The sequence below is a fragment of the Urinicoccus massiliensis genome, assembly GCF_900120405.1.
GTDB classification, from domain to species: domain Bacteria; phylum Bacillota; class Clostridia; order Tissierellales; family Peptoniphilaceae; genus Urinicoccus; species Urinicoccus massiliensis.
On the sequence record NZ_LT635493.1, the window covers coordinates 638,493 to 663,138 of the forward strand.

Below are 24,646 nucleotides of genomic sequence, written 5' to 3' on the forward strand. Positions count from 1 at the left end.
TAAAAAAATAAGTACATCCCTAGATGTACTTAGCCCAAATAACCCAAATCTTCTAATAAAACCTTGACTCCAATTAAAATTAAGAGGATGCCCCCCAGGACATGGGCCCACTTCTCCCATTTTTGCCCAAAATAGTGGCCCAGGTAAAAGCCCACAAAGGACAGGAAAAAGGTCCAGAGGCCAATAAAGGAAATGGACCGGTAGATGCTGACCTTTAAAACGGCAAAACTCACCCCCACAATGAGGGCATCAATACTGGTGGCAATGGCCAGGGGTAGCATGTCCTTGGGGGCAAAACCCCCAGATAGGTCTTCCTGGTCCTTGGCTTCCCAGATCATGTTAATACCTAAAATCAGTAGGAGGACAAAGGCCACCCAGTGGTCCCAGTCTTGTATGAGCCGGTAAAAACGCCCCCCTAAAAGATAGCCCACCAGGGGCATCAAGGCTTGGAAAAAACCAAAGTAAAGTCCCACCAATAAACCCTGCTTTACTTGGGCCTTTTTCACCGACAAGCCCTTGCACAGGGCCACGGAAAAGGCATCCATGGAAAGACCCACTGCCGTTAGCAATAATGTAATAAAATCCATTTTCTCCCCCAAGCTTTTTATAGGAAATTCTTTTTATATTATATAAGTTGCCTGGGGATAATTCAAGGCATCCTGGCCAAGGGTTGGTTTAAAGACTCCTCTACTTCCCTCCATTCTGGAAAGAGCCGGTCCAGGTAGGCATAAAAGGCCCCATTGTGGTGGTCTTCCAGGAAGTGGACTAACTCATGGACCAGGACATAGTCCAGGGCCTGGACAGGTCTTTGGGCCAGGTAGAGGCTGAGCCAAATCCTCCGGTCCCGGGGGTTGCAGGTTCCCCAACGGCTGTCCATCTTCTTCACCCTCCATTCCTTGGGATAGAGGCCCAGGTTCTTTGACCAATAGGTCAGCCGGTCCGGGACCCGGGCCTTGACCTGGCTCCGGTAAAATTCCAAAAGCAAGGTCTCTCGACCCTCCCGGTCCAGGTCTTCTTTCAAAGTCATCACCAGGTCATCCCCCCTTAGGTCCACCCGGTTTTTATCGCCTTGGACAAGTTTTAAAGGGTAGGGCCTCCCCCATAAGAAATGCCTCTCACCCTCTATATAGTCCGGGTCCTCCAGGACCTGGTGGGGAGAAATCCTCTGGAAGAGCCAGTCCTTCTTGTCCTCTAAAAAAGCCAAGGCCCCCTTTTTCCCCAGTTTTTGGTCCAAAGATAGGGAAATCTTTCCCTGGGAGGGGTGGATCCGTAAGTAAATATTTTTTTGCCCCTTGCCATAGGTCAGGTCAATGGGGTAACCATAAAAATCAATCTTTTCCTTCAAGGCTTCCTCCTTTATCCTCCCTCCATTATAAGGGAAAAATAAATTTTAAGATATTCTTTCTTGGCCCTTGCACTTTTTAAAAAAAACTATCATAATAGAGGTGATTGGAGGTTATATAACTATGATTGACGTTATCATTATAGGTGCCGGCCCTGCTGGGGTTAGTGCAGCCTTGTATGTAAAAGCAAGAGGCAAGAATGTCTTGCTTCTTGAAAAAGATAAAATCGGAGGTTTAATTGCAAATGTTTCTAAAGTAAGTCACTATCTTTCCCTAGACAAGGACGAAACCGGACCAAGTTTTGCAAAAAAATTAGCTGACCAGCTGGCCCAGGCCCAAATTCCTGTCCACTACGAAGAAGTCCTCTCTCTAAAAAAAGAGGACCAAGGCTTTCTTGTCCAAACAAGTCAAGACAGCTACCGGGCTGAAAAAGTGATTTGCGCCTCAGGGTCCAGCCTAAAAGACCTGCCCCTAAGGCAAGAGGAAGAAATTCCCTACCACCACTGGCCCCTGGGTCAAGAAGACCAGGTCAAGGGGAAAATCGTCTTGATGAACGGCGGGTCTGACGGAGCTTGTAAGGAAGCTCTCTACCTGGCCAAGTATGCCAAGGAAGTCCACATCATCCAGGTCCAAGAAGACCTGCTTTGTATCCATGAATTTAGGGAAAGAATTGAACAGTCCCCCAATATTTTCGTCCATACATCTGCCCAGCTGGAGTCTGTCAAGGTTAAAGACGGCCTTTGCCTGGAAGCAAGCTTTGCAGGCCAAGTCGTCCAAGACCCCCAAGGCTTGGAAATTTATGTCCAAATTGGGCAAAATGGCAATACCGGCTACTTAAAGGACCTGGCTAATCTTGAAGGATCCTTTGTCAAAGAAGACCTGGCCTCTTCTCTCCAAGGCCTTTACTTTGCCGGCGACCTAAGGGTCAAGGCCGTTAAACAAGTGGCTACCGCTGTTAGTGACGGTTGTTTAGCTGGCATCCAGGCCTGTAAATAATTGATAGAAATGACTAAAGCTCCCCAAGGGGAGCTTTAGTCTGTCTTGGCCTACAAGCAAATAGCCCCGCAACTTTTGGTTGCGGGGCTATTTTTAGCCATTTCATTTCTCTTTTAGTTAAGTTTAGGATCCAAAATCCATTGGTCCGAGCTTACATCATAGGAATAGAAGTGGCCCTTGTTTAAGTCCACTCCATAACGAACCAGGGTCAACCTATGACTGGGATGGTCTTCTACTAGGTCAAAGCGGTAAAAATTAGTCTTAATGGGGGGATCCAAGTCATCTGCCTCTACTACAAATAGCTTGTAGGGTGGCTTTTTGTAATCCGAGGACAATTTGGTATACAACATGGTATAGGCAATTTCTTCATCGGTCTTGACTTCCTTGCCTTGGATTTTGATGGTGTAGTTTTCTTGGTCCCAGGAAATCTTTTCTTGGAGAAGCTCAACTACGGCCCTGAGGGGGACGAAGCTTCTTTCTTCCCGGATGACAGGTTTCACATCCAAGGGGACTTTTTTTGCCCGCTCCAGGGCCTGGCTTATTTTTTCTCTTTGGTGTTTTTCTTCACTTCCGGCCTTGTAAATGGCATCCAGGTCTTCTTGGGCCAGGACAAAGGCTTCTTTTTGCCCCAACTTTAAATAGATTACCCGGTCTAGGCTTTTTTGGTCGGGACTTTCCTTGCTAATGAGGATTTCTTGGCTCGTATGGAACCAGGTTACCTGGTAGTCCAGATTTTCCGCCACAAAGCGTAGGGGGACCAGGGTCCGGTTATCCTCTACAAAAGCAGCAGGCTTACTTTCTACCGTCTTTCCATTAATTTGAATCTTCAGGTCTTTTTGGCCAAAAACCAAACCCGGTAGACAGGTTAGGGCCAGAACCAGGGCTGCCATGTTTTTCTTTTTCATTGAATCCCTTCTTTCCTTTTTAATAAGTAGTTTCTTCTAGGCTTAGGATATCACTTTATCAGGATAAATTCAACTTCTCATTCATTTGCTCTAGCTAAAATAAACATTCCTCTATCAGGTCCTTGTTTTTCAGCTGGTCGATCCAGTCTTTAGGAATGGCCTCATAACCATAGATAATCCCAGCCAGACCTCCTGTCACAGCCCCGGTGGTGTCGGTATCGCCTCCCAGGTTAATGGCCTTTAGGACAGCTTCCTTGTAGGAGCTCGTCTGGGCAAGGCACCAAAGAGAGGCCTCCAGGGTGTGGAGGACAAAACCGCCGGATTCTATTTGGTCCTCTTCCTGGTCCATCTTCAGGCCCAGGCCCTCTCCAGCCATTAGTTTTCTGGCAATATGGATATAGTCCACACAGGCCTTTTGGGCAATTTCATGACCATGGGTCAGGGCAGACACATCCCGGATTTCTTGGTCCGTCGCCTCGGTAAAGGCCAAAGGTAAGATCCGCATCAGGGATCCGTTGCCGTTGGAATAAAAATCATCCAAGCCATGGCCCAGGCTTATGGCCTCCTGGGTGGTAGTCCCCACATCAAAAGTCTCCCCATGGGCCGTAAAGTCCCCCTTATAGAGCCAGCTTTCAAAATTTCTTCGGATGTCTTCCAAGTCAATACAACCCTTGTCCCGGATGGACTTACAGGTAGCCAGGGTCATGCTGGTGTCATCCGACCAGGTTCCCGCCTCTTGGTTCCAGGTCCCAAAACCCACCATATCCTTACAGGTAAAAGTCCCCCTTTTCTTAAATTCATAGGGAACCCCCAAGGCATCCGCCACTGCCAGGCCATAGATTCCATCTCTTAATTGTGCCATTTTATCCCTTCCTTTCCATTTGATTCTATCAATTCCTTAAATCGAAAACCTTCCCCTTGATTACCTAGCCAGTCCCATAAGATTCTACTCAGCTCTGTCTTGAGACAAGACATTCTTTCCAATAAAAGATTGTCCCAGGACATAAACCAGTGGACGTTTTTTAACCAGGTCAATAAAACCCTCTTTGTTTAGCTCTCCCAACTCCATCTTGATCCTGTATGGATTGGCTAGACCCTGTGTATAGCCAATAATGTCCTCCCTCTTTAAGCCGGAATTGCCGTCAAAATAATAATTTTGCGCTAAAACATATAAAATCGCTTTTTTTAACTTGGTATTTATTTTTTCTTCATTTTGGATCCATTCATCCGCCTCTTTCAATTGGCCAATCTTTCCACCCAAGCTATCAATTATGTCTTCTTGGCCGGCTATTAATATTTTTAAAAATTCATCAATGAAATAATTCATTTCCCCCTTTGAAATGGCTGCATTTGCTATTTGAAAGGCTTTATAATATCTAGTCCTTTTGATCCAAGACCCCCGGGCCAGGGACATGGCCGTTAAATAATTAAACTCCTTACGCAAGTACATACTGCTTATAAACCTGCCTGCCCGGCCATTCCCATCATAAAATGGATGGATGTAGCCAAAATAATAATGCCCTATGGCCACCCGGACCAACAAGCTTAGATCTTCATTTTTTAAAAAAGACAACCATTTAACCAGGTGGTCCTGGATTCTTCTTTCTCCATAGACACCCTCATGGATGATTTCACCATCTACCGCCCCTCTTTTTTTCACATAAACATGACTTTTCCGAAATAAATCCCCATCCGGTAAGTCCCTTTGGTCAATCTCCCCGGAGGTTATCCTATCATAGATCGTCCGGACATCTTTTAGGTCTTCCGGGCAAGATAAGGCCCCATCTTGATACAATAAAACATAGGAATTTGCCATACTAGCAAACCGCCCCTCCCTTGTCCCTTTAGACAACAAGTGGCTTCTTGTTGTTTCGACAAGTTCCTCTTTGCTGGACTCAATCCCCTCTAAATCATTGCTACTTTTTAATTCGCTAGATATAATGTCAATTAAAAACGAATTCTTGGCAATGCCGGGCAAATCTTCCTCCAGCCTCCTGAGTATGTCATCATTTTTTCTTATTTGATCCATCCATTTTGCCGTATCCTTATTAAAAACAAAATAAAGCTCCAATGTAGTGTCATGCCCAAAAGGCTTGATAAATAAACCCGTCCTTAAAGTCTCCTCAAAGCCAAATCGACCTGCATATGTATTTTCATAAATATTCTTGTTTTCATAATATAATTTGTTTAAATACCTCATAGTCCACCCCATAATAAATAAAAAACTAAATTTTTAAATTTATTAAATATTATATCACACAATAAATTAAAAAATGTAGATTTTTTTAATCTATATTTTTTATGGTCCTTTTTATTTAAATAAATGCAAGGTTTCTTTTAAATAAAAAGATCTATAAAGCTGTTAAAAAAAGCCCAAAGAGCTATAATAAAGATAAGGTCTTACCATATATGAGTATTTTAAGAAGGCTAGAAATTCTATTATGCGGGTTTGATTCCATTTTGCCCTTGTCGATAGTTGGCAAAGGTTGAATCAAGATACACTTGTAGACTATGCTTATAGGCTTTTAAAAGACGAGTAACATAAAGGAGACTAGCGAGAATTATGTTAGAATTGAAAAATGTAACAAAAAAAGATAATTGGATATATGCTGACTACTATCCTGAGGATTGGGGAGAAAGGGGGTCAGTCGCCTTAAATTGTTTAGATTTAGATGATTATAGAGTCCACTTATCCCCTAGAGATGAGAAAGAATATAAGACCTATCCCTATGCCGTTGAAGCATTAAATGGACTAAGAGATATGGCAGAAGGGGAAAGAGACTTGGAAGACTGTGTCATTATGTGGTATTAAAAGATGAAGTGAGTTTTTCGGAGGATTATTTTGATTGATTGGATAAGAGCTGAAAATGCAGGTAAATTAAGAATCTGCTTGAAAGATGGAAGTAGTTTTATTGCCTCAGGAAATGGACTAGAAATTGGTGAAGATATCGGAGAAGATGAAGATATGTTTTTTATCAGATACCAGGGCAAGCCTATGATGCTGCCACTTTCTAGCATTGAAGGCATTGATATTTTAGATGAAGGCACTTAGGCAAAGATATTTAATAGGGATAAAAAAAGAGGGTTGACCCCTCTTTTTTTATATGAAATTTGACCTGGTATAAGGAAAATTTTTCTAATTCTTGCACCCACGAGGGGTGCGACGCGGTCGCAAATGCAAATGAAAAACGCGAGAAATATTTCAATCCACGCACCCGCGAAGGGTGCGACTAAGGACAGACCAGGTCACCACTCAGGTCAATCCGATTTCAATCCACGCACCCGCGAGGGGTGCGACAAAAGGAGCAAGCAATGACCGACTGGGAAAAAGACTATATTTCAATCCACGCACCCGCGAGGGGTGCGACTAACACGGATAAGTTTAAGGATGGGAAAAATGAAAATTTCAATCCACGCACCCGCGAAGGGTGCGACTTATTTTTGGCTACAAGCTCTATAAAAAATACCAAATTTCAATCCACGCACCCACGAGGGGTGCGACGGCAATACATAGCTTCGCATAGTGTGTAATAGTCATTTCAATCCACGCACCCACGAGGGGTGCGACCTGGAAATAATGAAAGCTTAATTACTTTTCTTCTTATTTCAATCCACGCACCCACGAGGGGTGCGACGCCAAATATTAATACTGTCTACGATTGATTGTACATTTCAATCCACGCACCCACGAGGGGTGCGACTGGTTTCTGGTGTTGCATTTGTAAAAGCGACTAAGTACATTTCAATCCACGCACCCACGAGGGGTGCGACAAATATCAAAAAGAATTTACAATGGCTCCTGGACATTTCAATCCACGCACCCACGAGGGGTGCGACCTTTTAATTACAAAGTAGCAACTACACTCCAAAAATTTCAATCCACGCACCCGCGAGGGGTGCGACTCTCTTTATGAAGCAGCGGAACTTAACGATAAGGTATTTCAATCCACGCACCCGCGAGGGGTGCGACACAACTTTGTCTATGATGTCCACTCCATCATCAAGATTTCAATCCACGCACCCGCGAGGGGTGCGACTAATTATGCTAAAGACAATCACAATTGACGGAAAGATTTCAATCCACGCACCCACGAGGGGTGCGACCTTTAATGAGCAGTACAAGTGGACCTGGGACACAAATTTCAATCCACGCACCCACGAGGGGTGCGACCCTCGTCGTGGATGTGCATGACCACCGGGTCAAAGGATTTCAATCCACGCACCCACGAGGGGTGCGACATGGTCTATTTAGCATCTAAAGACCTGGCAGAAAATTTCAATCCACGCACCCACGAGGGGTGCGACCTAATCAACACCTGGGGAGAACATGCGGAGGTGCATTTCAATCCACACACCCACGAGGGGTGCGACCATCATAGACCAAATTATCGCCTTATCATAGGCAATTTCAATCCACACACCCACGAGGGGTGCGACACGGCAGAATATAAAGTCGAGGTTACGAGGATATATTTCAATCCACACACCCACGAGGGGTGCGACAAAGGCCCGAGATAGGACTCTTTGCCTATCCGGGAATTTCAATCCACACACCCACGAGGGGTGCGACCAAAAAGCAAGATAAACCACAAGATGTAGTAAGCATTTCAATCCACACACCCACGAGGGGTGCGACTTTAACTGTTCATTCCTAGTCCTTGATTCTTTTGAATTTCAATCCACACACCCACGAGGGGTGCGACTGACGAACCAGCGGACTAACGCCTCTTTAGATAAATTTCAATCCACACACCCACGAGGGGTGCGACTGTAATTTTTAGCCATTTTTAGGCTTTTTTATTGCAGCTAAGTCATTTTTTATAGAGTTTTGTCTCTCGTCTTGCTTTTTTCTGTGAGATAGGTCTAGCTTTTTTCTGTCCAGCTAGACTTCTCATCCTATAAAATCAAGAGGTCTTTTTCCGGATTATAGGAATGATCCACTCCTAGCGTTTCAATTCTTTTTTCCCAATGTTTTCCTAAATTGTAGATTCGAATGGAGTCTTTTTTTGGATCAATTATTTTTTCCAGCTTATTTTTTATATTTACCAGGTCTGCTGGATAGATGTTTAATTCAAAAACGGAGTTTTGTACTCTTTGTCCATAATCTGTGCATACTTTAGCCACTTGCCTTAGTCTTTTTTGCCCCTGGGCACTGACTGTTTCTACATCATAAGTAATCAATACTTGCATTTAACCCTCCCAAATAAACGGTGGATAGGATTCAATATCTCCTCTTAAATAGGCATTTAAAAGTTGAGCCTGGACATGCGGAAGAAGCCCCAGGCTAATTTTTTCTTCAATAAAGGGGTGGTAGATTTCTTCATGTTCTCTTTCATTCCAATATTGAAGAAGGAGGTTTCTTCCCTTGTCATTTATAAGGCAGGCCTGATTTTCTTTTATTTCAAAATGACTCCTATTGATTCGATTTAAGTTTACCATAGATAGGCAAAATTTATCTACTATATAGGCCCTCATTTCTTCAATCAGGTCTAAGGCCATACTGACTCTTCCTGGTCTATCGGTGTGAAAAAAACCTGCATAGGAATCAATACCTACACCTTCTAAGGCCTGGGCTATACTATTGGTTAAAAGGGCATAAAGGAAGGATAAGAGGGCATTAAAGCAATCTTTTGGTGGTCTTTTGCTTCTTTGGATAAAGTAAAAATCTTGTCTTTGCTTGACGATTAATTCATCTAAGACAGAAAAATATTCTCGAGCAATGATACCCTCTATCCCCCTTATACTGTCTTTGTCTGTTTGTTTGGGGATCTCTAGCATAAATTCTTTTATGGTTTGGATCGCTTCTTCCAGCCTATTTAGGTCAACTGTTTCTTTATGGTCTAATTTTCCCCGAATTAATATTTTTCTTGAATTGTAGGCCTTGGCATAGATGATATTTTTTACAAAATCCAGAGATTCTTGAGAGTCTGCCAGTTGATATTGCTTTTTCCGCGTATAAATATTCCCATAGGATGCCCCCAAAACCCGACCACAGTATTTTCCATAGGGGGTAAAAAAGCTAATGGCTACATTTTCTTCCATACACATTTTCATTAGGTCTGGACTGACTCCCATATAATTAAAGCAGATAATTTGTTTTAAAATGTGAATAGGATATCTTGCTATTCGTTGGTTTTCCAAGCTAATGACGATATTTCGTCCTTCTTTTCTTAAATAGTAGTCAGGATTGGTGACATATAGAACATTTAAAAGTTTTTTCATAGTTCTGCCCCATAGATATATCGCTGGATATTTTTTGATTTTTTCGTCAGTCTTGGCCTGCACTCCTCATAAATAGAGCACAGCCTACAATTTTTAAAATATTCTGCAGGTGGAATGTATTTTCGCCGGTAGTAGTCATGCATTTCTTGGGCTGATTTTATGGTTAAGTTTCTAAGGTCTTGGGTAAAGTCTACCCTTTCTCTTGTATCTGTTTGTTGGTAGTAAAGGTAACCATAGTCTAATTTAATTGAGAGGTTTTCTTCAATGCAGATCCCCTGGGCCATTAATTGAACTTCGTCATAGGCATATTTTTTCTTTTTTCCTCTTTTATACTCTACAATCACAGGTTGCCACTTACCTGACCTGTTTTCCAACTCGACTCCTTCTTCTGCCTTGTGAAACTCAATCAGGTCCAGGGTTCCTGATAGGCCTAACTGGCAGGAACTAACGTCCATGGCCCTAGAGAGGATTAAACCCCTTCTTTTTTCTTTAATAAAGGGTTGGTCTACCTTTTGATGAATGATTTGTCCTTGGCTGGTATAGATATTCTCAGACCAAATTTGCTCGATGTGGATCAGGGCCCATTGCCTTTTACAAAATAAGAAATGTTGGATACCGCTTAGCATCAAATAATCATCTTCTACATACATTTTAAATGCCTGTTAAATGGTCTAATTTAAGTCCTTTTTCTTGATATTCTTTTAGTTTTTCTTGGTCTAACCCAATTTTATAGTCTTGGTAGCTTGTTTTTAAATTTTCGCTGCTGATGGGTTCATAAACTAGGAGGTCTTTTATTTTTCCACTGGATACATCTCCAATTTTTGATGAGTGTTGGAACCAATAGATGTCTTTTACTTCCATAGAGCCATCTGGTCTGGCAGAAGATACATCGTTAATAAATAAGGTTTGGATGCACTCTTTAAGGGTTTTGACGTCTTCTTCATCGAATCCTGTTTTTTCAGCAAAATAGCAGTTAATGCTTCCATTGACAACATACACTCCATAATCTACAAAATGTTTTGTCCCCATGGTGTCGGAAGCTCGTCCTGCAGATTCCATCCCATTAATGCTTTTTGTTATTTGCATGGTTGTCGTTTCAATGGGTTCAAGGGATTTTGCAATGGAGATACTCACAGGCCCTCTGATGCCTAGAGATCTTTTTTGATAGGTAATGACATGTCCAAAAGAACGCATATCCAACCATTTTTCACAAGCCTTTTCTTCTACTTCTTCATCACTTTGTTTTTTTGTAAATTCAGCGTCAAATCTTTTTTCTAAGGAGCGAAAACCATCATCACTGCGGTCTAAAGATTTTACAAAGATGTCATGGCCCAGGTCTTGCATCCGGTTTCGAATTTTTCTCTTGATACATACATCGCTGATTTCACCAAATCCTCGATTGTCAATCCTCGGCATGTTTCCTGTTAAGGGGTCTCCGTTGGGGTTGGCTCCTCGAACTTCAATTGTAAAGATAAAATCTACTTTATTGTTAATCATTTTTCCCTTCTCCTTCTTGTCCCTTACTTTCTTTTTTCTTAAAAATTTCCGCCATCTGAGCCTCATAGCCAAAAATAAATCCAGGCCCTAGGGGGCGGTTGGTTTCTGGCAATTGATAGTCATAGTTGTCCTGCAATAAGTTTGTTACCTCTGAAATTTCGTGTTTGATTTTTTTATAAATCCCTCTTTTATCTTCACTTAACTTTAACTTCTTTTCATAGGGCTTCATGAGGTTTCTGAGTTGTAGGTTCATGGTTACAGGCTTGTTTACAAAGCTGGTCCATAGCTTTTCTGCATTTGTCAGTCGATATGGACCAGTGTCTTTTTTCTTTTGATCTGGGCCTTCCTCATTTTTTCCACTGCTGAAATTTTTTTCATAGTTTGTCGCTTCCAGTCTTTCATAAAGAGCCAGTAAACGACCAAATAAGTAGGACCGATCTATGTTTTGTCTATCTAACATATTATCTTTGATTCCCTCCTGATTTTTCAGTGCTACCAGGGCACAAGATTTAATCGTAGGCCAAGTTTTATCGTAATTCAACCTATTGCGCACATTCATTTCTAAAGCACGGACAATATTTCTTGGCATGTCTCTGCCCTCAATAATGGCCGCTAGGATATTTGCATATTGGTCCGTTACAAACTGTTTCTTTGCAACCTCCAGGCCCTTTTCTCTTTCTATTCCATAGGCAGCCTGGATTAATTTTAAGGGGTTGGGCGTATAGTCAAAGTCCTTAATTTCTTTGCCATATCCTGGCCAATGGTATTTTTCTTGCCATCTTGCCAAGTTTTCCTTGAGTCTCGACCCATCCATTTCTCGAAAATACTTTACCGCTACTCGTCCATTGCTAACCTTGTCTACAACGGCCAAATAATATTTTGATGTGTCAGAAAACAAAATTCGCCCGCTGGTAAAGGACTTCACAATGTCTTCTGCGTTTTTATCCGCTAGTTTCAAGGCTGAGTTCTCTTTAGTTTTTGCCTTTTCTTTTGCTTTGTTCAATAGGGCTTCCCCGGGACTTTGTGGTCTTTTAACTTGGATTGACTTTCCAATATCTAGCTTGGATTCATTTTTAATGTCGTCTGAAAACCAAGAAAGAGCATAGCTAAGTTCTCCCAGCCACCTGGATGTTTTTTCTCCATCCAGAAGGCTCTTTGCCATCAAGATAATCTTCTGGCTGGAATCTTTTCCAATTTTTATGGTTTCATCAGGATTGATGAAGCGTCCCTTGTAATTTTCTGGATTGGCTGTAATTTGTGAAATCAGCCTGGCCGATCCAATTAAGGGGCGGTGTTTTACGCACAGATAGTCTTCTTTTCCACTGATATTACAGGTTATCTTAGGAGAACCTTGCTTTTCATCACAAAAATGGACATAGTTGATAAATTTTTCTTGCAGGTCTTTGTTCTCGCTTAGACTTACCATGGAATCTTGTCCTTGGTATTGAATTTTAAAGGTCATAAAGACTTTAGAAAAATTTAACTCCTCCCATTTTTCTTTCTCTCCTGACCGGTTTAAGTACCTAATAATTTTGTCTTCTTTTTTACCATCCTTCCACTCATAGGTGAGAAATAATTTATTTAAAATCTTCTCAAAGACCTCTGCTTGCTTGATAAAATTATAAACAATTCTTACGAAGTCAATTTCCTCGTACTCTAGCCATTCTTCCATTTGCTTTAAATAGGCCAAGGATTTTTTCTCTCCATCCTGGATGATATAGTCAAAGTTATCAAATAATGGATGGGGACTAATTCCACTGGATCGAGCGACTGAATCTTCCGTGACTGGGAAGATTGCAAGTTCACCCTGGGCTAAAATTTTGGCCTCCAGCAGTTGACTCTTGTCGTCTAAGGTAACTTCCACGATATTCTTCCCATTAGATTTCATGGAATTATGGTATATAGGTAAGATTATTTGTCCGTCTTCATCCATCTTTCCAACAAGGTCCTTTTCCAAGGCATAGGTGTAGGTCTGGTATAAGGCTGTTAATAAACTCAACGATTCACCCCCTTAATAATCCTCTAATTCTTCCTCTACTGCTTTTGTGATTTTGGCTTTTTTAAACGTATAGTTTGACACCTGGTTAATAATGGGACTATCTTCTGGTCTGATGTAGCTGATCCTTCCCTTTTTCATATTAATAGGAGCAAAACCTGCTTGAAGTAAACCTCCCGGTTCTTGCGGATAAATAAAGCCATTGAACATCAAGCCAAAGCCCCGGTCTGTTTGATCATAAAAACCTGGGTCTTTTTTATATTGGTCTTCTGTTAAGGCTTCTATATAACCCATACACTCACTCACCCCTAGGAAAATCGGTCTTCGTCCACCTCTTTTTAAAGATCTTTCTGTAATCGCCTCGTGCTTTTTGAAGTTCCGATCATTTTTTAAGTCTTCCCGGTTTTCGTTCCATTCAAAATGGAATTTTACATAATAGCATACATTTGTAAGATAGGTGTAGGCACTTAAATCCGGGTCATAATTTTTTAAAAGAAGTCGGGTCCCTTGGGTGTAACTTTCTATTTTATTCATAATCCGAACCTCATCTACTACATTGGTCAGAACCGGTTTAAAATAGTTTGCATCCAAGATTCCCCTAAGCATTTCCTGGGTCGGGACGTCATAGGAGTGCTTTTCTCCCCCCGGTTTACTTTCCGGAGTTGTAATTAAGGCTTTTGGTCCATAGACCTTGGCGTAAAAATAAATGGATTGATTCATTTGTCTCACCTCCTTTCAATCAATCTTCACGTTAATATAATACTATTAAATAATATCTACGTCAAGTTTTTTTATTTATTCTCCTTGTGACTTTTGGTATAATAGATGAGTCAGCAGAATGCTGTGGATTGAAAAACGTTTATATATGACTAAGATTAAGACCTGATCTAGGGTCTTTTTCTTTTTTAATAGGTCGGAAGACCCGGGCTGTCAAAATTTAAGCCAAAAGTTTCATCATAATTTCCTACACTAACAACATAAACCATCCCGTCTAGAATCTGTTCACAATTTACAAGGTCTTGGTCTCGTATGGTTACCGTATGCCTAGATAGGTTTTTCATTATGGCCTTTACTTTGACTAGATTTGAAAAATCATAGGTCCTGAAAAAATCTTGTTCTAGGTCTCTAATTTGGTTAAGGTCGTTTTTCGTCTCCTCATACTCCACAACAGCTGTTTTTTGATTGTCTTCAATGAGTTGGAAGCTGCTATAGGCTGTTTTAAAGGATGGAAGTAAGTTTAAATACAGGGTTTTCTCCCACAGGTCTCCCGACCTTTCCTTATAGAGTTGATCCCGAATCTCTTCATTCTTCCCCAGCAAGTCTAAAAGCTCAGATAGGTCTTTTGCCTTTAAGTTGGCATAGAGTTTGTTAAAATATTTCTCTGTTACTTTATTTAAATCAAACCCTTCTCCTGATTCGTGTAGGACCAGTTTGCTGGCTGTTTTTCTTTCTACCATCTCTTTCATCGGTGTAATTTTTTCTTCATTCCTATCCAGGTTTACCAAATAGGTGTAGGACACAGGTCTTTTCCCTTCTCGATTGCACCTTCCCATGGCCTGGATTACCGAATCCATTCCCGTCAAAGACCGAATGACACAGGCAAAATCAACATCAACTCCCGCTTCAATTAATTGGGTGCTTACTACACAAATCTTATCCCCCTTCTGGAGCCTCTCTTTAATTTCTTTAATTCTCTTCAAGCGGTGGTAGGCTGTTAGGTTCGTTGTTAAATAGTAGATATCATTGTTGAGGTTACTTTCTTTTAACAGGTTATATAGTTTTTTTACCACTGACTTGGTATTTAGGATAATTAAAGTAGAGTCATCCTTGTGGCTTAAGGCCAGCTCTTCTAGGCTTTTTAGGCTGTATTCTTCAAGGGGATCCTTAAAAATCTTTAATTGCACTCGCTCAAAAGTTTTTAAATCTTCAACGCTTAGGGACACAAGGTCTTTTTTCCTTCCTTGTAAATCTCCATAAGAAAGTCTGTGTTTTAAGCCCTTATAAGAATAGCTAGGCTGGGTTGCTGTAGATAAAACAATTGTAGCCTTCATGGCAACCTTCATAAAATTTAGGGCCAGATTGGTAATATAGAGAACTTCTGTTGGTAAAGATTGCAGTTCATCTAAAATAATTACAGAAGAAATCATAGACTTAAACCTAGTTAGGTTGGCTGATTTTCCCTTAAAGATAGAATTAAAAAACTGGACCATGGTGGTTAGAACAACAGGAGAAGACCAATCATCCATTAGGTATTTTTTCCTTATGAATTCAAGAGCATCATCTGAGTCATCAGTCTGGTCTTTTTCCTCTTCATTCACAACATTTGAATGGTGTTCCAGTATCTCTTCTCGGTTTTTTAAAATCGTTTTCATCTCTTCTGCATTTTGTTCAAGTACAGATAGGTAAGAGGTTACATAAAAAAACCGTTCCTTCCCTTGCTTCTGCATCTGGTTGACCCCATAACTCAAGGACAGAAGAGTTTTTCCAGCTCCTGTAGGAAGATCTAGCCTATAAATACCAACTTGGTCTTCCAGAGCCCTACCCAGAATAGCTTGAGAAATCTTATTTCTTGCCATGTTTAATGTTGTTTCATCCGGGTCAAAAGAGGCGTATTTTTCATCCACATTTTCCTTGAACCTATCAACTAGAGCCTTCCTAGCATCTAGGTCAATGTCCTGGATAATTTTTGCATATGAGTTGATGGAATCTTTAATATCCGCTGATTTAAGTATAGAAACTAAAAGCCGAATGAGCATACTTTTATAAAAATAAAGGGCTTCTTCCTTATCTTCACTTGTTTCTTCAGCTAAATTTTCCAGTTTCTTTATAAGTCTGCTATATTCAAGAAATCCCTCTCTATAGAGATTCTTTAAGTCGATCCCCTTTTCTTTAAAGGCAAGAAGCCCTTCCCAGTAAATTTCTTGTAAATCTATGCTCTTATCAAGCTCTATTTTATGAGCTCGAGCCAGACTTACATACTCATAAGTATTTTTTTGATTTTTCCGAACCAGGTCATATTGACTGTGATGAGACATAATCACATAAATCAAGGAACTGGTATAATCTCCTAGATCTAAGATATCCAATCTATCTTCTTGAAAGGCTGTATAAAATTCCTGCCACTCCTCTTGATCTCCATGATTGAAAAAGTCTTCTTGAATTTTAAGGATAAAGGCCCCTCCTAAACTTGAATGGTCCACATGGGCCTGGCTGGAGTTTTTGAGTTTATCCTGGAAAGCTTTTTGAATTTTACCCAAATCATGGAGACATCCCAGAAGTAGGGAAACCTTTTCCAGGTCAATTTTCTTCCCTATTTTTTGACATTCTCTCCCTGTATTGATTAGGTGATGAATTAAAAGTTGCCTCTTTAATTTATTCCCTTGGTCTATATGAGCATATTTTTTTTCAAACAAAACACTCCTCCTACCCACAGTTTCATTCTTTACATCTTTATTATATAGCAAGACTTTATTTTTTTAAACATAGGACAAATTTTTGTTTGAATCTTAAACTCCTTATTTTATTTTTCGTGCCTTAATCATAAAGCTGTTAGCCATGGATTGTAAATAATCATCTACACTTAAATGGAAGCGCCGGTATCCACTGACATCTATATGAGGACCTGTGTGTTCCCGAATGAGCTCCACTTGAAAGCCGTGGTCTAAAAAGCAGTCCACTACTTGGGTCAGGGTGTGGTTTTGCATTTTTACCGCCCCATACTTGTCGATTTCCTGTTTCATATAGGCCAAGCTTGGATTTTTAGATTGGTCTGTAAAGCTTGTATAGTAAACACCTCCATCCAACAATAAATCGTGAATTTTTGAAATATGGTCGTTGAGGTCTTCAATTAAATACAAAACAGATGTACTAATGGCTGTGTGAAAAGTTTCCGTCAGGTTGGCAATGTTGTCTTCAACATAAAAAGTAACCGGATAGTCTTGGCTGTTTTCTTTCGCTGCTGCAATGGATTGTCTAGCCAAGTCTACGCCCACTGCCTTTTCATAGGGGTAGCGGTCATAGAGTTTTCGAAGAAGGACTCCCCGGTTGCAACCAAAATCTAAAATCTTTTTGCCTAAAATATCCTTGGGGTCCAGTAGGTCAATGGTGGCGGGCCAGGCGTATTCATGGTCTTTTTCCATAGATAGGTCTCCCCCATCTTCTTCTGACCACCAGGTTTCATAACTTGTGTCCATAAAAGCCTCCTTATATAATGTATTTAGGTTGTTAAAGGTAACCTATAACCCTTTATCGACTAAGTATTATTCAGTTTTACTGTATAATATTGTTATTAGATAGAGTGTACTCGTCGCCTCCTTGAGATTTAATCTCGTTCTTGAAAGAGTGAGTCCTCTAATCTTTTAACTGTTTACGTATAAGTTAGATGTTGACTGATTTTCAGTACTTCGTATCTCCCATAAGGCAGTAACATTATTAGATTTAGAAGGTTCTATCTAAAATACTTTTTTATGAGGTTTCAAATGTTTTATTTAGGTATCGATATTGGTAAAAATACTCATGTTGCTTCATTAGTTGATGACAAGAAAAAAGTTATTTTTAAAGCTTTTTCTTTTTCAAATTCCATTGATGGTGCTGAGAGTTTAATTTTAAAATTAATACCTTTCAAAAACAAACTTGAAATAGGTATGGAAGCTACAGGTCATTATTGGTTATCTCTATACTCATATCTTGTTGAAAAAAACTTTACTGTTCGTGTTATCAATCCAATCCAAACTGACGGTTGGCGACAAGGTATTGAGATTAGAAAGAGAAAAACTGATATTATTGATTCTCTTTTAATAGCTGATCTTCTTAGATATGGAGATTTCGTTGAGACTTCACTTTCTAATGAAGATTATTTGTCTTTGAGAAATCTTTCTAGATTCAGATCTTATCTTGTGTCATCAATTGGCGATCTTAAAAGAAAAACTATTGCACTTTTAGACCAAGTTTTCCCTGAATATGCCTCTTCTTTTAGTAATATTTTTGGGAAAACTTCTAAGGAAATTCTTTCAAATTTCTCTACTCCTTCCGATTTTGAGGATATTAATTCTGATGATTTGAATACTTTTCTTGAATCTGTTTCTAGGAAAAACTATGCTTCTAAGAAGATTAATGAGCTTTCTAAAAAGGCTTCTTCTTCTTTTGGTATTAATTTCTGCCTGGACTCATTTAGTCTTCAAATCAAAATGCTTATTGAGCAAATTTCTTTTATTCAAAATCAGGTTTGTGATGTTGAGAATGAAATTGAGGTTTTACTTGAAAAACTTAATTCTCCAATTACTACTATTCCAGGTATAGGTTCTGTTAATACAGCTACCATATTAGGTGAGATTGGTGATATTAAAAGATTTTCTAATCCTTCTAAACTTGTCGCTTATGCTGGTTTGGATGCTAGCGTTTCTCAGTCTGGAGAATATGAATCTACTTACAATCATATGAGTAAAAGAGGTTCTCCTTACTTAAGGCGTGCTCTTTTTCAATCCGCTCTTAGAGCTGAATTTTGTGACCCTGTTTTTTCTGATTATTATCAGAAGAAAATCAGTGAAGGCAAGCATCATTTAGTTGCTACAAACGCTGTTGCTAGAAAGCTTTGTCATACTATTTTTGCTGTCCTTACTAAGAATGAACCTTATCAAGTGCAGAGTTAGTTTTTGCTTAACTGTTTGCAAATTTTTGATAAAGGTTCTGTAAATGGCGAGCTTTGCTCGGGCGTAGCCTTTACCATTTACAGGTTCTTTTGAAAAAATTACTATTTAAAAGGCAAAAACTTTACTTACCCTATTTTTAATCTTAAACTTTAGGGTGCTTTTTTATGCTTATTTTTATTCAGTTTTTATCAATATCATTACTTATATTTTCTTTGTTTCACCTCTTGACTTTTAATAGTTAGTCTTCCCATTTTGTATTTTTCTACAGTGCTAGTATATCACAAGATTAATTACTTTCTATTCATCTTTTTATAATCATTTTCTAACCTGAATTTTTATTTTTTATAGTATTTTTGAGTTTTATTGATTAATTGAATATAAAAAATGAGGACTTATGCTATTAGGCATAAATCCTCTTTTCTAAATTTTACTGTTTAAAGACTTTAATATTTCTTCCTATCAATTATTTAATTTCCATGATTCCGCCTTAGCTTTTGCATTAATCAAGTCAGAATAAAGCCCATCATTCTTAATCAGTTCTTCATGATTTCCACGTTCTACTATTTCTCCATCTTTTAAAACTAAAATTTGATCTGCATTTCTAATTGTCTTTAACCTATGAGCAATCATTATTACTGTCTTATTTTTTGTTAATGATTCTATTGCTTCTTTAAGTTTATCTTCATTTTCTGGGTCTATATTTGCAGTTGCCTCATCAAAGATTATGATGTCCGCATCTTTTAGCATGGCTCTGGCTATGGAGATTCTTTGTTTTTCTCCACCAGACAGGCTTGCTCCACCTTCCCCAATGATAGTGTCATATCCTTCTGGTAAAGCTTCTATAAATTCATGACATCTTGCTTTTTTAGCAGCTTGAACTACTTCTTCATGGCTTGCATTTTGTTTTCCAAATTTTATATTGTTTTCAATTGTATCTTCAAAGAGATAGACGTCTTGGAAAACTGTACTTATTAATTCCATAAGTGATTCTAGCTTATATTTTCTTATATCTATTCCACCTACCTTTATACTTCCTTTATCAATGTCCCAAAACCTGGAAATTAAATTGCACATAGTTGTTTTCCCTGAACCTGAAAGTCCTACAATTGCAGCCATTGTATTTTCTTTAATTTTACAAGATATGTTTTTTAATATTTTTTTATCCTCGTAGGAAAAAGAAACATCATTAAATTCTATATCATATTTTTCCGGAACTATGTTTTTGCCATCTATATCGATTTTAGGCATACTCATAGTTTTTTCAACTTCTTCAATAGAACTTGTTGCTAGTCTTAAAGTTGCTAATACACTACCCGTTGATTTTATATGATTAAAAGCTAGAAAGGACATTATTATACCCATTATCCCGTCTGAAATATTCATACTTCCCTTAAAAAATAATTGCAATGATGTTGCTATCATAATAACACTAAAGAAAGCTATAATAATATCTTGAATTATGATATAGGGAGTAAGACTTTCTTCCATATCTAAGTTTACTTTTTCATTCTTAGTAATAGACGATATTATTTCCTTATCTCTTATACCTTCAAGATTAAAAGCTTTTATTACAAAAAGCCCCTGTATATATTCTAAAGTTCTTTGCACAAGTTCTGATTGAGATTTTTGCCTAGCAGCAGAACTGGCTTTTGACTTCTTTTCCATATAGGATACGGCGCACAAGTATAATAATGTTCCTATAAAAACAATACATCCTAGTTTAAATTCAAAAATAAAAATCATTAAAGTAAAAACTATTGAATTTATTAAACCACTTAATACACCTACTAGAATAAATGGTGCAGTATTTTCTATATCATCCAATACTGAAGTAGTTATTCCTGTTATATAAGCAGTATTATTTCTATTAAAATATCCCATAGGTACAGTTTTTAAAAGTTTTCCTATTTCTACTCTTTTATTAGCTACCATAAAATATCCTGCGTGTACCTGTTTAAGTTGGGCAAGAGAATTAAAATAGCTTCTTCCAATAATACTTAAAATTAGTAATATTAAAACTATTAATGAAACTTTCATATTTTTATTATCTGAAAAGATTGAGTTTAATACAATATAAATTGCTACAATCTGTAACATATTAAATATGGCGTAAATAAACTCAAAGACCACAGAGACATTTAAATTAGATTTCTCAAGATCTGCAAAGTTCCAAATTTTTTTAAGTCCACTAATCATTTTGCACTCCTTATTTTTTTAGATTTGCTCTCCACATATCTTTATAAGTATTGCTTTTGTTTAGTAATTCTTCATGATCACCAGCACAAGATATTTTTCCATCTTCAACTAGAAAAATCTTATCTACATCAGTTACAGTAGATAGCCTATGAGCAATAATTATAACAGTTTTCCCCTCTATCAATTTAGAAATTGATTCTTGTAACTTAACTTCATTTTCCGGATCTATATAAGCTGTTGCTTCGTCTAATATAAGAATTGGTACATTTTTAAGCATAGCTCGAGCTATAGTAATTCTTTGCCTTTCTCCCCCAGATAAATTACTTCCCCCAGAACCTACTATCGTTTGATATCCTTTTTCTAATGACATAATAAATTCATGACAACCCGAAGCTTTTGCCATTTCTATTACTTCATCATCACGAGCATTTACCTTTCCCATTCTTATATTTTCCATCACAGTATCATTAAAAAGAAAAGTGTCTTGAGATACAAATGCTACCAAATCATATAGTTGTCTAAGTGGAATATCTAATATATTTTTATCTCCAATAGTAACTACTCCATCACTAATATCCCAATACCCAGCAATAAGCTTTGCTATAGTGGATTTCCCAGAACCTGAAGGTCCAACTAAAGCATTAACAGTATTTTCTTCTACAAATAAATCTACGCCCTTTAAAATTTCTTTGTTTTCATCGTATGCAAAATGTAAATCCTTAATCTTAATATCATAGTTCTCAAAATAAGTTATATTATCGCTATGGATCTGTTCATCAGCTGCTAAAATAGAATCTATTCTATTAACTGTTGTTCCTACTTGTGCTAAACTGTCAATAAAATTAATTGCGGCTAATAAAGGACCTGCTACTCCTAATGAAAGTATTATGACCATTATAAAACTACTAATTTCTAGGCTACCCCCTATATACATCAAAAAACCTATAGGCAGTATCGTTATCAAAGTAGTAGGTGATATTGCTTTAGATAACGACATAGAAAATTGGGTATTCTTCATCCATTTATAAAAATATTCAGCATTTGCATAAATACTATTCTCATATTTAGAATAGAAATTCTCACCCTGATTAAAAGTTTTTATAACCTCAATTCCATTGATATATTCGACAATTGACTTATTCATATTAGTATTGACCTCAACAGATTTAGCATAATCACTTGCGTAATCTTTCATAATTAAACCCATAAAGATCATACCAACTGGAATTGAAACTAAAGAAAGAATTGCCAATCTCCAATCAATGATTAATAAATAAATAATGATAAATAGCGGTCCTAATATGTTTGCCGTCATTTCTGGAAGCAAATGAGCTAATGGTCTTTCCATTTTTTCTACTTGGTCAACAATAGTTGTTTTAAATTCTCCACTACTTGTGTCTATTATTTTTCCTAAAGGCATTCTAGGAAGTTTTTGAGCTATACTTATTCTTAAGTTCTTTAAAATTGAAAAGGTTGCTTTATGAGAAATTTTTAGTGCAAATGAATATAAAATTGATTTTAAGCTATACCCAAGAAATATAAATAGACATAGTAACATGTAATATTTAGTATCATGATTCCCCTGAATTAGATTATTTATAATGCTGCTAGCAAAAATATATGGCATAATTCCACATAAAACCCCTATGCTAGAAAGAAGAATAGCAAGTTTAATCCACTTTTTCTCTGTTTCTGCATATTCCCAAATGCGTTTTAAATAGTCCACAACACTCCTCCATTCTAAAATATTTTATTTTGAAAACTCATAAATATTACCTCCACAGTTTTTTATAAACTCATAATCGTGTGTAATAATTATAATGAGTTTTCCTTCTCTCTCCATATCGTGTAGGAAATTAATTAATGTATTCATCTGTGGTTTACATAATCCACTTGTAGGCTCATCTAAGATAATAATAGGTTTATTACTAAGCCTTGCTATAGCAATCAACAATCTTTGCTTCTCTCCTCCCGATAAACTTTGAGGATGTTTTTCAAGATTTGATAATAATCCCATCTTTTCCAACATTTTTTCATTTAGGCTTTTATCTTCACTTACTGTTGAAACTTCCGATAATACAGTTTCTGTAAAAAGCTGAGAGCTAGGATCTTGCATTACCATAAAAATTTCTTTATTTTGTTTTGTAACTTTTTTTTGATTAACAAATACATCTCCGTGACCTTTTGTAATGCCGGTCAATAATTTAATGAAAGTACTTTTCCCTATTCCATTTTTTCCAATGATAAAATTTACTCCCTTATTAAAGGAAATACTAAAGTCAAAAATTTTATTCTTTTCATATTTTTTCTTAAAATTATGACATGATAAATCTCCATTGCTGAAATTATTTTTATCATCCAATAAATTTACTTTATAATATTTATTAATCTCTAAATCACTTTTCTCTATTTTATTAAATGTTCTAAGTCCATATCCTTCTGCAATAGCTTTCAAATTATAATCATTTAAATCTTCTTTTTCGTATAAATTTAAAGACTCATTATCAATAATACAGAGCCTATCCATTATATCTTTTAAATAAAATAATCTATGTTCCACAACAATTATTATCTTATTTAATTCTTTTAATTTCACTAAGGCTTCTTTTAACCTTTCTATAGATTCATTATCTAATGATGAAGATGGTTCATCTAATAAGATAATATCATTTTCAGAAATTGCACAAGCTGCAAGTGCTATCATTTGCTTTTCTCCACCAGATAAATCAAATATATTTTTGCCTAATAAGTATTCTATATTTAAGAGTTTTGAGTATTTCTTTATTCTATTGATTATCTCTGACTTGTCAGTATTTCTATTTTCTAGCTGAAAGGCTAACTCCTCAGTGGAATTCATACAGTAAAATTGAGATTTTGGATTTTGAAATACATTTGAAATAATACATGATCTTTCAAATATATTTTTACTAAGTAAATCTAGGTTGTTATATTTTATTTCTCCACTAATATTAGCATCAAGGTATTCAGGTATTACTCCATTAATTGCTTTTAATAGTGTGCTTTTTCCACATCCAGAATGTCCTGTAATAACTGTAATTTCACCAGCTTTACATTCAAAATTTAGATTTTTTAAGATATTTTCATCATCAAAAGATAAATCAAGCTTTCTTATTTTAAGCATATTTTCTACCTCTTATATAAAAAAATAAAACTAAAATAGAAACAAAAAAAATTAAATAGTCAGCAAATGTTAAATTTGCTTCTCTAATATTTGATCTATTTTGATTGACAGCAAGACCCTTAGTTAATGAAGCTACTGTCAATTCATCAGCAGAATTTGATAGAGTCATCAATAGTGGAATTATCCTATATTCAATTAATAAAATAGGATTCTTGAAAAATTTCCTACAACTTATACCCCTCAAATAAATAGCTTGTTTTATTTGTCTATACTCAATTCTTGTTGCATAAAAATATCTAACCATAACCGCAACAGGAATGGCTATCTGATCAGGACACTTCACCTTTTTTAATGAACAAATTGCTTCTCCTACACTAGTCGTTAAAATTATATAATTTCCCATAACCATAGGTGCAAAAACTCTTTTTATTATAATTATAACTATGTGTATAAGTGATAATATTATAGAATCATTTAATTCCCTAATATTAATTTCTATAATATTCAATATTATAAAAAGTATGATTGATTTAATCCCGGATTTTATATGTCCAGATAAAAATAATAAAAAAGTAGGGAGCATACATATTAATACATAATATATAGGATTTAGGCTTTGAATATTTCCAATTGTCATAATAAAAGAAATAACCATCATTAAAAATAATTTTGCTCTAAAATCTATCCTTATCATATCTAAT

General features: G+C 37.2%; 21 protein-coding genes and 1 CRISPR repeat array. Of the genes, 4 read left to right on the top strand and 17 right to left on the bottom strand.

Annotated elements, in window-relative coordinates; translation table 11 throughout:
- Nucleotides 1–29: 29 nt before the first annotated feature.
- Complete coding sequence (locus BQ7400_RS07660) at nt 30–587, bottom strand: manganese efflux pump MntP (protein ID WP_072470035.1); 558 nt, start codon at nt 585–587, stop codon at nt 30–32.
- Nucleotides 588–649: 62 nt separating this feature from the next.
- Nucleotides 650–1,345, bottom strand: coding sequence for a M48 family metallopeptidase (locus BQ7400_RS07665; RefSeq protein ID WP_072470036.1), 696 nt, complete (start codon nt 1,343–1,345; stop codon nt 650–652).
- 121 nt (nt 1,346–1,466) lie between these two features.
- On the opposite strand from BQ7400_RS07665, the gene BQ7400_RS07670 reads away from it, so the two are divergent.
- The gene (locus BQ7400_RS07670) at nt 1,467–2,339 is read left to right on the top strand and encodes an NAD(P)/FAD-dependent oxidoreductase (protein ID WP_072470037.1); all 873 of its coding nucleotides are present in this window, start codon (nt 1,467–1,469) and stop codon (nt 2,337–2,339) included.
- Nucleotides 2,340–2,452: 113 nt separating this feature from the next.
- On the opposite strand, the gene BQ7400_RS07675 is transcribed toward BQ7400_RS07670, so the two are convergent.
- From BQ7400_RS07675 to BQ7400_RS07685, 3 genes are all read right to left on the bottom strand, one after another.
- Nucleotides 2,453–3,244, bottom strand: a complete 792-nt coding sequence (locus BQ7400_RS07675; RefSeq protein ID WP_072470038.1) for a stalk domain-containing protein — start codon at nt 3,242–3,244, stop codon at nt 2,453–2,455.
- 94 nt (nt 3,245–3,338) lie between these two features.
- Nucleotides 3,339–4,106 (bottom strand): ADP-ribosylglycohydrolase family protein, encoded by a 768-nt coding sequence (locus BQ7400_RS07680; RefSeq protein WP_072470039.1) that lies wholly within the window; start codon nt 4,104–4,106, stop codon nt 3,339–3,341.
- Nucleotides 4,107–4,190: 84 nt separating this feature from the next.
- Nucleotides 4,191–5,273, bottom strand: a complete 1,083-nt coding sequence (locus BQ7400_RS07685; RefSeq protein ID WP_245759424.1) for a Fic family protein — start codon at nt 5,271–5,273, stop codon at nt 4,191–4,193.
- A gap of 534 nt (nt 5,274–5,807) precedes the next feature.
- Between BQ7400_RS07685 and BQ7400_RS07690 the strand changes: the two genes are divergently transcribed.
- Both BQ7400_RS07690 and BQ7400_RS07695 read left to right on the top strand, forming a co-directional pair.
- A complete protein-coding gene (locus tag BQ7400_RS07690; RefSeq protein WP_072470041.1) occupies nt 5,808–6,056 on the top strand; it encodes a hypothetical protein in 249 nt (82 codons plus the stop codon).
- A gap of 30 nt (nt 6,057–6,086) precedes the next feature.
- Nucleotides 6,087–6,296: a hypothetical protein gene (locus BQ7400_RS07695; RefSeq protein ID WP_072470042.1), complete on the top strand. Its 210-nt coding sequence runs from the start codon at nt 6,087–6,089 to the stop codon at nt 6,294–6,296.
- 81 nt (nt 6,297–6,377) lie between these two features.
- Nucleotides 6,378–8,013: a CRISPR direct-repeat array (repeat unit 32 nt; unit sequence ATTTCAATCCACGCACCCACGAGGGGTGCGAC).
- Nucleotides 8,014–8,140: 127 nt separating this feature from the next.
- On the opposite strand, the gene cas2 is transcribed toward BQ7400_RS07695, so the two are convergent.
- From cas2 to BQ7400_RS07735, 8 genes are all read right to left on the bottom strand, one after another.
- Nucleotides 8,141–8,434, bottom strand: coding sequence for a CRISPR-associated endonuclease Cas2 (cas2, locus tag BQ7400_RS07700; RefSeq protein ID WP_072470043.1), 294 nt, complete (start codon nt 8,432–8,434; stop codon nt 8,141–8,143).
- Nucleotides 8,435–9,466 carry a type I-C CRISPR-associated endonuclease Cas1c gene (gene cas1c / locus BQ7400_RS07705; protein ID WP_072470044.1) on the bottom strand — a complete coding sequence of 344 codons (1,032 nt, stop codon included), beginning with the start codon at nt 9,464–9,466 and terminating at the stop codon, nt 8,435–8,437.
- Nucleotides 9,463–10,116, bottom strand: a complete 654-nt coding sequence (gene cas4 / locus BQ7400_RS07710; protein WP_072470045.1) for a CRISPR-associated protein Cas4 — start codon at nt 10,114–10,116, stop codon at nt 9,463–9,465. Before cas4 ends, cas1c begins: the two co-directional genes overlap by 4 nt.
- A gap of 1 nt (nt 10,117) precedes the next feature.
- On the bottom strand, nt 10,118–10,963 hold the full coding sequence (cas7c, locus tag BQ7400_RS07715) for a type I-C CRISPR-associated protein Cas7/Csd2 (protein ID WP_072470046.1): 846 nt from the start codon (nt 10,961–10,963) through the stop codon (nt 10,118–10,120).
- Nucleotides 10,956–12,962, bottom strand: a complete 2,007-nt coding sequence (gene cas8c / locus BQ7400_RS07720) for a type I-C CRISPR-associated protein Cas8c/Csd1 (RefSeq protein ID WP_072470047.1) — start codon at nt 12,960–12,962, stop codon at nt 10,956–10,958. The genes cas7c and cas8c overlap by 8 nt, the downstream gene beginning before the upstream one ends.
- A 12-nt stretch (nt 12,963–12,974) precedes the next feature.
- Nucleotides 12,975–13,679 (bottom strand): type I-C CRISPR-associated protein Cas5c, encoded by a 705-nt coding sequence (gene cas5c / locus BQ7400_RS07725; RefSeq protein ID WP_072470048.1) that lies wholly within the window; start codon nt 13,677–13,679, stop codon nt 12,975–12,977.
- A 185-nt stretch (nt 13,680–13,864) separates the two neighbouring features.
- The gene (locus tag BQ7400_RS07730; protein WP_072470049.1) at nt 13,865–16,372 is read right to left on the bottom strand and encodes a CRISPR-associated helicase/endonuclease Cas3; all 2,508 of its coding nucleotides are present in this window, start codon (nt 16,370–16,372) and stop codon (nt 13,865–13,867) included.
- Nucleotides 16,373–16,474: 102 nt separating this feature from the next.
- Complete coding sequence (locus BQ7400_RS07735; RefSeq protein ID WP_072470050.1) at nt 16,475–17,152, bottom strand: class I SAM-dependent methyltransferase; 678 nt, start codon at nt 17,150–17,152, stop codon at nt 16,475–16,477.
- A gap of 285 nt (nt 17,153–17,437) precedes the next feature.
- Here BQ7400_RS07735 and BQ7400_RS07740 point away from each other — a divergent pair, with 285 nt between their 5' ends.
- Complete coding sequence (locus BQ7400_RS07740) at nt 17,438–18,607, top strand: IS110 family RNA-guided transposase (protein ID WP_072470051.1); 1,170 nt, start codon at nt 17,438–17,440, stop codon at nt 18,605–18,607.
- A 459-nt stretch (nt 18,608–19,066) separates the two neighbouring features.
- Here BQ7400_RS07740 and BQ7400_RS07745 read toward each other — a convergent pair whose 3' ends face one another.
- The 4 genes from BQ7400_RS07745 to BQ7400_RS07760 are packed head-to-tail and all read right to left on the bottom strand — an operon-like array spanning nt 19,067 to nt 24,639.
- The gene (locus BQ7400_RS07745; RefSeq protein WP_072470052.1) at nt 19,067–20,803 is read right to left on the bottom strand and encodes an ABC transporter ATP-binding protein; all 1,737 of its coding nucleotides are present in this window, start codon (nt 20,801–20,803) and stop codon (nt 19,067–19,069) included.
- 10 nt (nt 20,804–20,813) lie between these two features.
- Nucleotides 20,814–22,529, bottom strand: coding sequence for an ABC transporter ATP-binding protein (locus tag BQ7400_RS07750; RefSeq protein WP_072470053.1), 1,716 nt, complete (start codon nt 22,527–22,529; stop codon nt 20,814–20,816).
- A gap of 24 nt (nt 22,530–22,553) precedes the next feature.
- Nucleotides 22,554–23,945 carry an ATP-binding cassette domain-containing protein gene (locus tag BQ7400_RS07755; RefSeq protein WP_072470054.1) on the bottom strand — a complete coding sequence of 464 codons (1,392 nt, stop codon included), beginning with the start codon at nt 23,943–23,945 and terminating at the stop codon, nt 22,554–22,556.
- Nucleotides 23,938–24,639, bottom strand: a complete 702-nt coding sequence (locus tag BQ7400_RS07760; protein WP_072470055.1) for an energy-coupling factor transporter transmembrane component T — start codon at nt 24,637–24,639, stop codon at nt 23,938–23,940. The genes BQ7400_RS07755 and BQ7400_RS07760 overlap by 8 nt, the downstream gene beginning before the upstream one ends.
- Nucleotides 24,640–24,646: the final 7 nt, after the last annotated feature.

What these genes read in the sequence shown, in the direction of transcription:
- BQ7400_RS07660 (WP_072470035.1), bottom strand. Translation starts at nt 587, where the DNA reads ATGGATTTTATTACATTATTGCTAACGGCAGTGGGTCTTTCCATGGAT.
- BQ7400_RS07670 (WP_072470037.1), top strand. Translation starts at nt 1,467, where the DNA reads ATGATTGACGTTATCATTATAGGTGCCGGCCCTGCTGGGGTTAGTGCA.
- BQ7400_RS07675 (WP_072470038.1), bottom strand. Translation starts at nt 3,244, where the DNA reads ATGAAAAAGAAAAACATGGCAGCCCTGGTTCTGGCCCTAACCTGTCTA.
- BQ7400_RS07680 (WP_072470039.1), bottom strand. Translation starts at nt 4,106, where the DNA reads ATGGCACAATTAAGAGATGGAATCTATGGCCTGGCAGTGGCGGATGCC.
- BQ7400_RS07685 (WP_245759424.1), bottom strand. Translation starts at nt 5,273, where the DNA reads ATGGATCAAATAAGAAAAAATGATGACATACTCAGGAGGCTGGAGGAA.
- BQ7400_RS07690 (WP_072470041.1), top strand. Translation starts at nt 5,808, where the DNA reads ATGTTAGAATTGAAAAATGTAACAAAAAAAGATAATTGGATATATGCT.
- cas2 (WP_072470043.1), bottom strand. Translation starts at nt 8,434, where the DNA reads ATGCAAGTATTGATTACTTATGATGTAGAAACAGTCAGTGCCCAGGGG.
- cas1c (WP_072470044.1), bottom strand. Translation starts at nt 9,466, where the DNA reads ATGAAAAAACTTTTAAATGTTCTATATGTCACCAATCCTGACTACTAT.
- cas4 (WP_072470045.1), bottom strand. Translation starts at nt 10,116, where the DNA reads ATGTATGTAGAAGATGATTATTTGATGCTAAGCGGTATCCAACATTTC.
- cas7c (WP_072470046.1), bottom strand. Translation starts at nt 10,963, where the DNA reads ATGATTAACAATAAAGTAGATTTTATCTTTACAATTGAAGTTCGAGGA.
- cas5c (WP_072470048.1), bottom strand. Translation starts at nt 13,679, where the DNA reads ATGAATCAATCCATTTATTTTTACGCCAAGGTCTATGGACCAAAAGCC.
- BQ7400_RS07735 (WP_072470050.1), bottom strand. Translation starts at nt 17,152, where the DNA reads ATGGACACAAGTTATGAAACCTGGTGGTCAGAAGAAGATGGGGGAGAC.
- BQ7400_RS07740 (WP_072470051.1), top strand. Translation starts at nt 17,438, where the DNA reads ATGTTTTATTTAGGTATCGATATTGGTAAAAATACTCATGTTGCTTCA.
- BQ7400_RS07745 (WP_072470052.1), bottom strand. Translation starts at nt 20,803, where the DNA reads ATGATTAGTGGACTTAAAAAAATTTGGAACTTTGCAGATCTTGAGAAA.
- BQ7400_RS07755 (WP_072470054.1), bottom strand. Translation starts at nt 23,945, where the DNA reads ATGCTTAAAATAAGAAAGCTTGATTTATCTTTTGATGATGAAAATATC.
- BQ7400_RS07760 (WP_072470055.1), bottom strand. Translation starts at nt 24,639, where the DNA reads ATGATAAGGATAGATTTTAGAGCAAAATTATTTTTAATGATGGTTATT.